Source organism: Acidiferrimicrobium sp. IK, assembly GCF_025499425.1.
Lineage (GTDB): Bacteria > Actinomycetota > Acidimicrobiia > Acidimicrobiales > Palsa-688 > Acidiferrimicrobium.
Genome location: NZ_JAIMCB010000011.1, coordinates 56,691 through 63,718 on the forward strand (window position 1 = coordinate 56,691; position 7,028 = coordinate 63,718).

Genomic DNA, 7,028 nt, shown 5'->3' on the forward strand with positions numbered 1-7,028 from the left:
ACTTCACGCTCAGTGGCGTGTCGTTCACTGGTAGTGGGAGTGACGACACCCGATATCGTGAAAGTCGGCCTGCTTGGTAACGTCCGATGGTGCAGTCGGATCCCCCACCGCCTCCTGCGGGAGCTGCTGGATTGTCGGTGATCTCTGGCGGGAGACGCGATTACCTGTACTTCAGCGGTCAGGCACTGCAAATGGTGCTGGCCGCAGTCGTAACGCCGTTGGTGACGCGTCTGATAGGCCCGAGCCAATTCGGGCGGGTCGCGGCTGCAATGGCGATCATGCAGATTCTGGTCTGTTTTGAAGGACTCGGCTTACAAGTGGGTGTCCAGCGACTCCACGCCGAAGGACCGGACGGCGACCGGCATGCCCGCAGCCTGCTGACCTTGGCGTCGGCTTCGGCTGCGGTGTTTACCGCAGCGCTCGCGCTGAGCGCGTCGGCCTGGTCGAGTCCCCTCGGTTTCGGGCGGGACACCGGTGCGCTGCGCTTGGCTGTCATCTGGGGCGGGCTTTCGTCGGCGACTATCGTGTACCAAGCGCTATTACGTTCCCGGGACAAGGCGCTCCCGTTCGGCATCATCAGCATAGTGTCGGGGTTGGGCTCACAAATCGTCGGGCTGAGTCTTGTCGCAGTTATGGACGGCACCGCCGCCAATTATCTGCTAGGCATGGTAATCGGGCAGGCGGTCTCTCTGGCCATCTGCGCCGCCGTGGCTCCTCCGTTATTCGACGGCGTCCTCGACTACCGGCGGAACTTCCGGATCCTAGGATTTTGCCTACCGCTCATCCCTGCTCAAATTGCATTCTTTGTTCTTAACTCAAGCGACCGACTCGTGGTCCAAAGTCGCCTCGGTCCAACTGCTGTAGGCCGATACTCCCTCTCCTACAATATGGCAGCGACGGGAGCCACACTGTTGATGACGTTCAATCTTGTATGGTTGCCAGCGATATTTTCAGCGGTAGGCGAAGCCCGGTCCGAAATTCTGGAGAAGACGCGAGACTTCATGCTGCGCATGGCGTCGCCGACGATGCTCGGTCTGGCGCTGGGGACACCGGCCGTGCTTCTCGTGTGGGCTCCCTCCACCTTCCACCCTGACGGCTTGGTTGCGACGACCGTGCTGGTCGCGCTGACCACCCTGCCAGCACTCACGTACACATCGGAATACCGAGTACTGGTGGCTGCTGGCCGTACGGCGGCGGTGGCGGCCGCTACCGGAATTTGCGCTGTGGTGAATGTGGTGTTGAACCTGTGGCTGGTCCCCGTGTTGGGCATCAACGGATCGGCTCTCGCGACGCTGGTGTCCTACGGCCTGCTTGCACTGGTGGCACACCTGTTCGCCAGGAGGGTGACCCGGCTACGACGAGTCCCAACTCGCCTGCTTGCGGTGACTGTCGGCTCGGCTTTGGTGGCGGCCGGCTCCGCTGTGCTGCCTCCAGGGGGACTGTGGTTCTTTGGACGGCTGGCGCTCGGCATGGCCTGCCTCGTCGCCCTACTGCTGGTGCTTCGAGACGGCAACCGACAAGCCGACATCGGACCGGTCGCTGGCAGCCTCCAGAAGCTGTGACGCCGTGCTGACGGGCGCCCAGGCGCATACCGCGGCGATCGAGACTCCAGTCTCGGCTTGTCTGGACGCTCCCGCGCAGTGCTCACTACGGTACAGGCCATGGAGATCCAGGGGAGTTCCGCAATCGTGACGGGCGGCGCCTCGGGGCTGGGTGAGGCGACGGTTCGCCTCCTAGCTCAAAGGGGCGCCCGGGTCGTTGTGCTGGACATGAACGACGAGAAGGGTGAGGCTCTCGCGAAGGAGACCGGTGGCGTTTTCGCTCGCGCCGACGTGACCAACACCGATGAGGTCATCGCGGCGGTGGAGGCCGCCAAGGAGATGGGCCCGCTGCGCTCGGTGGTCAACTGCGCCGGCATCGGTTGGGCGACTCGGACGATCGGCCGCGACGGGAGCTACGACTCCGCCCACGACCTCGAGGTATACAGGAAGGTCATCAACATCAACCTGGTCGGCACCTTCAACGTGGTCCGCCTGGCCGCCACGGCCATGAGCCAGAACGAGCCCCAGGCTGACAACGAACGTGGGGCGATCGTCAACGTGGCGTCGCTGGCTGCGTTCGACGGCCAAATCGGACAGGCCGCCTATTCGTCCTCCAAGGGCGGCGTGGTCGGGATGACCCTGCCGGTCGCCCGGGACCTGGCGGTGGTTGGCATCCGGGTCAACACCATCGCCCCCGGCCTCATCGACACGCCGATCTACGGCTTCGGCGGCAACGCCGAGGAGTTCAAGGCCAAGCTCAAGAAGGACGTCTTGTTCCCGGACCGGCTCGGCTACCCCTCCGAGTTCGCCAGCCTGGCCGTCGAACTGCTGACCAACAGCTACATGAACGCCGAGACCATCCGCTTCGACGGCGGCGCCCGTCTGGCGCCGAAGTAGCCGTGGCTGCCGTCGAGTACCGCACCCAGGGCCACGTCGCCATCCTCACCATCAACCGCCCCGAGGCCCGCAACGCCGTCAACGGTGACGTGGCCCGGGGCATCGAGGAGGGCATCGACCGCCTCGAGGACGACACCGACCTGTGGCTGGGTGTCATCACCGGCGTCCCGCCGGTCTTCTGCGCTGGCGCCGACCTGAAGGAGATCAACGCCGGCAACGGCGCCAGCCTCTCCACCAAGAAGGGTGGCTTCGGGGGCATCACCAAGCGGGACAGGACCAAGCCGATCATCGCCGCCGTCGACGGGCCGGCTCTGGCCGGGGGCACCGAGGTGGTCCTCTCCTGCGACCTGGTCGTGGCTTCCACCACCGCCACCTTCGGGATCCCCGAAGTCAAGCGCAGCCTGGTTGCCGGCGCCGGCGGCCTGTTCCGACTGGGTCGCAAGATTCCCTTCAACGTCGCGATGGAGTGCGCTTTGACCGGTGACCCGATCACCGCGGAGCGTGCCTATGGGTTCGGGCTGGTCAACGAGCTGGTCGAGCCGGGAACTGCACTCGAGGCCGCACTGAAGCTGGCCGGACGGATCGAGGCCAACGCGCCGGTCGCGGTGCGCGCCAGCCGCAAGGTCGTCCTCGAGGCGACCCACGCTTCTGACGAAGTGGGCTGGAGCTTGTCCGATGCTGGCATGGCCGAGGCCGTTTCCTCTGAGGATTTCAAAGAGGGCCTGACCGCTTTCATCGAGAAGCGGCCACCCAACTGGACCGGCCGCTGATTGGATGATCCCGGCCGGGTTCCCGGTCGGGATCATCCCCGGTCAGACCGCTCGCAGCACGCAGTCGATGTTGCGGTGCACCCAGATAAAGTTCCGGCCTATTCGGTGGTCCTGCATCAGGTTGTACGCGATCTGACGGAGCCACACGAGTAGCAGTGTTGCCCCATTGTCAGCTCGGACATCGTCGCCGGCGAGACCGGCGGAGCGAAGGATCGCCTGTTCGTGGCTGAGCCAGGCCTGACCCTTGAGCAGGTCCGCGACGACTTCCCCCAACTCTCGATGCTGGGCTTGCATCCGGTCGTGCAGGAGGAGGTAGACGGTGTCATGCGCAGCTAGCTCCAAGTCTCCGGCCCACTCCCAGTCGACGATGCCGGAGACCGACCCGGAGACCGGTTCGGTGAGGACGTTCCCAAGCCAGTAATCGCCGTGAACCCAGCTCACTGACTCTGTTCGTCCTCCCCACGCGCCGCGCAAGCGTTGGCCGAGTCTCTCCATGGGCTCTTGTCGACGGGTCACGGACGCGACCGTCGCCAGGCGACGATCGATCCACTGGTCAAGGATCGGATCTTCGATCCGAAGGCGTCGATTCGTGCAGGCGTGCAGTGCAGTGATCGAGTTGCCGGCCTCGGCCAGAAGGCGCAGCCGTTCGGCGCTGCCCCGGGCGGCGCGACTGGCCTCGACACCCGGCAGCGCTCGTTCGAGAAACACCTCCTGCCCATCGATCGTTTCGGCCGCCAGCATTCGTGGCAGCAGCCCCACGAAGTCCTCGAGCGCAGGGATCGACCAGAGCTGGGCAAGTGCTGCCGCGGCGCGACGCTGGTTCAGCGCTCCCTGCAACGACGACGGCACTTTGAGAACGGCGATGGGATCACCGCCCGGCGGCCCGAGTTTGAGCACGGCAACGCGCGTGCTGCTCATCAGTGCGGAGTGCACCACCCAGGTCGCTGGCTCGGGCAACTCGCTTTGGCCGCTTGCTCTGGCGATTACCGCCGGAGCGAGGCCCACCGCCCGCTTTAGGCGTCGACGGCCGCCAGCCCCACGCCAGGCACCGACAAGCGCGTCGAGAGCGCTCGTGCTCGCGTCCCGAGCCTTCATCGAGGCCGCTGCCCCGGCTGAGTCAGCGACCCTCGCTGCTCCGAACCATTCCGCTCGCTCTCCAGTAGGCCACCCGGCCCGTGTCGCCTTGAGCCGACCGGTCGGCGACTGGCGACCATCATTTCCCAGAACCTGCTGAGGGCCTCCACGCGCATCTCGTCTTGTGACCGCTCGGCAGCGATCGTGGCCGCCTGGGGGAGGCGACGCGCAAGCTCCTGATACTGGCGTCGGGCTAGCGCGAGGTGTTCGGCGTTCTCGTCTGGGCGGCGGCCATGCGCTACATCGCTCGGCACGTCGAGTACGAGCACCAAGGAGGGCGGCGGCACCGAGCGGGCCAGGAACCCGAAGAACACCCGCTTCAGCCGGGCATGCGGACCGCGAGGAGGTAGCAACGCGTCGTAGGAATGGCGATCGTGGATAACGGTTCGACCTCGGGCCTGGTGGTACAAGGCGGTGGCAGCCCTTCGCCATGCCTTCAGGGGCCGCAGGGCCGCGGCGATGACCGCCTTACCCAGCGAAACGGGCTCGTGCGCGTCTCCTTCCCCCTGCCAGAGCCCCATGTAAACCAGCCGGCACGGAATGGGCATCGCCGAGGCGAGCCCCTCAGCGAGCGTGGATTTGCCGGCACCGTCGGGTCCCAGGAGGGCGACGGTCGCTCCTCGGCCCTGACCGACGCGCTGAGCGTTGGCCGCGAGCCGGCGAATCCCTCGGCCGAGCGCGGCCGCCCGGGCCCGCACCGGCATCGCGGCGGTGGCCCGGCGGGAAAGCGCCTGGCCGGCGGCGACCAGTTCGTCCCAACGCCCTTCTTCCACGGCTTGGATCATTCGACAGGCGCCCCACCCGGGAGCGCTGCTGGCCGTGACGGCGCGTCCGATAGGGCCATCACCGCTTGCGGAGCCCGCGAGCGCTCCTAGCCGAGCCCGGTGCCGCTCCGCGACTGAGGCCTTGTCGATGACGCAATGGAGGAGGAGGAGCCAGAACTCGTCGTCGGGATCAGGCACCCAGATCCCGTCGCGGAGCTGTCGGCGGCCCAGCACGCCCACCCCGACCGGTAGGCGCAGCGCTGGTCGGGTCCAGTTGGTCAGGAAGCTACCGCTTTGACCGAACTCGATGTCGGACTCTATGTCTAGCTCGATCCACCGGTCGGTCGCCGGGTGGTAGCCAAGGTAGAGAAGGTGTCCACCCGCCCCCCAGCGTTGCAGTCGGAGGAATGACTGGCTTGCCAGCGCGTCGTCGAGCGCGGCATGGTCGCGGTGGGCAACCAGCAAGTCGACGTCGCCGTGAGGATCCGCCAAGGTCGCTTCGCCGCGCAAGAGGCACCAGTCGACTGCGTAGGTATCCAATGAGGCGAACGCCCCTTGCAGCATGGGGTGGATAACAGTCATCTGTAGGCTGGCCGCCGAGTCGCTGGCGGCATCCGCCCGTGCTGGTGCAGATCGTGGCCGGGCGAGCCTCGGAGCCCGACTGCCCCGTGCCTGCGGCGACGGACCGCTGGATGATGATGTGTGAAACCAGGGCACTCGGTCATTGTTGGCTCCAGTGCCATCTGAGCAACGTCGGACCGGCGCTGGTCCGGAAAGGCTACTCCGTTCGCACGGCCAGATAAGCCGGCCGGGCAGGTGCCGAGCCCGTACCCCGGTACCTGCGGGCTTCGTACTGGGCGGGCAGCCGTAGCCGGCCGAGGCAGCTGGTCGTTACTCGCAGCCGGCCGGCGGCAGCTCAGCTGGCTGCGAAGATGACGCCGACGGCGGTCGAAACATTGGCTGGACTGTCAGTTCCGACCGGTGAATACGCCGTGAGTGGTGCGAGCGACGGATCAGCTATGAACTCGTTGCCGTTGGCGGTGTCTTGAGCGACGAAGCCCGGGGTGGTGACGCCGGTCCCGGCGGTGTGCTCCTCCGAAGCCCCCCAGTACAGCTGCAACGAAGCTTTTCCGCTGGTCAGCCTCGGCCAGTAGATCGCTGATGACGCTGCGTTCGATCGCCCACCGCTGGCGACGACAGACCAACTGCCATGGGGAGCGCCGGTGAAGGAGTCAGCGATCAGCTCGATCGGCAATGCCGTCGGGGCGCTATACGTCAACGTGATGTCGGCCGTCCCAGTCCGGGTGGCGGAGGTGTACCACACCTCGTAGCTCAACGTGTTGGCGGAGTCGACGAATCGGGTCGCCCGATGCCAGGTGCCTCCGTTGCCTCCGGAGACCGACTTTACCTCCACGCTGGTCGAGTGGAGTTGCATGCTGACAATTAGAAGGTCCCCGACCTTCTGTGGGGTGACGGCGATGGAACTGTTCCCGTCCGACTCGCTGTTGACCGGGAAGGAAGCGGCTTCGCTGAGCGCGGCCGGCGGGGGTGGGGGTGTGGTGGCGGTCCAGGTGACGGTGATGGGGGTGGAGGTGGCGGCGACGGGGTCGCCGCCTTGGGTGTCGATTCGTCCGACGTAGTTCTGGGTGGTCGCTGTGTTTTGTGTGACGGTGGTGGTGACGGTCGTGCCGGTTCCGACGTGGGCGAGCAGGGTGTTGGTGGTCGTGTCCACGATTGACAGCCCGTAGGGGGTGGGTCCGACGTCGGTGTTGGCGGTGGCGGTCAGGGTGACGGTCTGTCCGGCTTGGGGCGCCGTGGTGCTGGCGGCCAGCGTCACCGAGTATTGGGCTGTGTAGGTGAAGGTGTCGCTTGTGGTCGTAGCCGAGGTCTGGGTGGGGGTGGTCACTGTGACGTTGACCGTG

6 protein-coding genes are annotated in these 7,028 nt (G+C 66.2%); 3 read left to right on the top strand and 3 right to left on the bottom strand.

Annotation, left to right across the window (positions count from 1 at the left end):
* Positions 1 to 137 precede the first annotated feature (137 nt).
* The 3 genes from K6U06_RS17575 to K6U06_RS17585 all read left to right on the top strand — a co-directional run bounded on the left by K6U06_RS17575 (position 138) and on the right by K6U06_RS17585 (position 3,208).
* The gene (locus tag K6U06_RS17575) at positions 138 to 1,562 is read left to right on the top strand and encodes a lipopolysaccharide biosynthesis protein (RefSeq protein ID WP_262323353.1); all 1,425 of its coding nucleotides are present in this window, start codon (positions 138 to 140) and stop codon (positions 1,560 to 1,562) included.
* Between the two features lie 99 nt (positions 1,563 to 1,661).
* Complete coding sequence (locus tag K6U06_RS17580; protein ID WP_410051083.1) at positions 1,662 to 2,438, top strand: SDR family NAD(P)-dependent oxidoreductase; 777 nt, start codon at positions 1,662 to 1,664, stop codon at positions 2,436 to 2,438.
* A gap of 2 nt (positions 2,439 to 2,440) precedes the next feature.
* On the top strand, positions 2,441 to 3,208 hold the full coding sequence (locus K6U06_RS17585; RefSeq protein WP_262323266.1) for a crotonase/enoyl-CoA hydratase family protein: 768 nt from the start codon (positions 2,441 to 2,443) through the stop codon (positions 3,206 to 3,208).
* A gap of 42 nt (positions 3,209 to 3,250) precedes the next feature.
* On the opposite strand, the gene K6U06_RS17590 is transcribed toward K6U06_RS17585, so the two are convergent.
* The 3 genes from K6U06_RS17590 to K6U06_RS17600 form a co-directional block, all read right to left on the bottom strand.
* Complete coding sequence (locus tag K6U06_RS17590; protein WP_262323267.1) at positions 3,251 to 4,126, bottom strand: phosphotransferase family protein; 876 nt, start codon at positions 4,124 to 4,126, stop codon at positions 3,251 to 3,253.
* 173 nt (positions 4,127 to 4,299) lie between these two features.
* Entirely contained in the window at positions 4,300 to 5,688 is a 1,389-nt protein-coding gene (locus tag K6U06_RS17595) for a hypothetical protein (RefSeq protein WP_262323268.1), read from the bottom strand.
* Positions 5,689 to 6,022: 334 nt separating this feature from the next.
* On the bottom strand, positions 6,023 to 7,028 hold a 1,006-nt coding region (locus K6U06_RS17600), incomplete at its 5' end, for a hypothetical protein (RefSeq protein WP_262323269.1).

Bases quoted from the DNA above. Each gene is read 5' to 3' on its own strand.
- K6U06_RS17580 (WP_410051083.1), top strand. From the start codon at position 1,662: ATGGAGATCCAGGGGAGTTCCGCAATCGTGACGGGCGGCGCCTCGGGG.
- K6U06_RS17590 (WP_262323267.1), bottom strand. From the start codon at position 4,126: ATGAGCAGCACGCGCGTTGCCGTGCTCAAACTCGGGCCGCCGGGCGGT.
- K6U06_RS17595 (WP_262323268.1), bottom strand. From the start codon at position 5,688: ATGACTGTTATCCACCCCATGCTGCAAGGGGCGTTCGCCTCATTGGAT.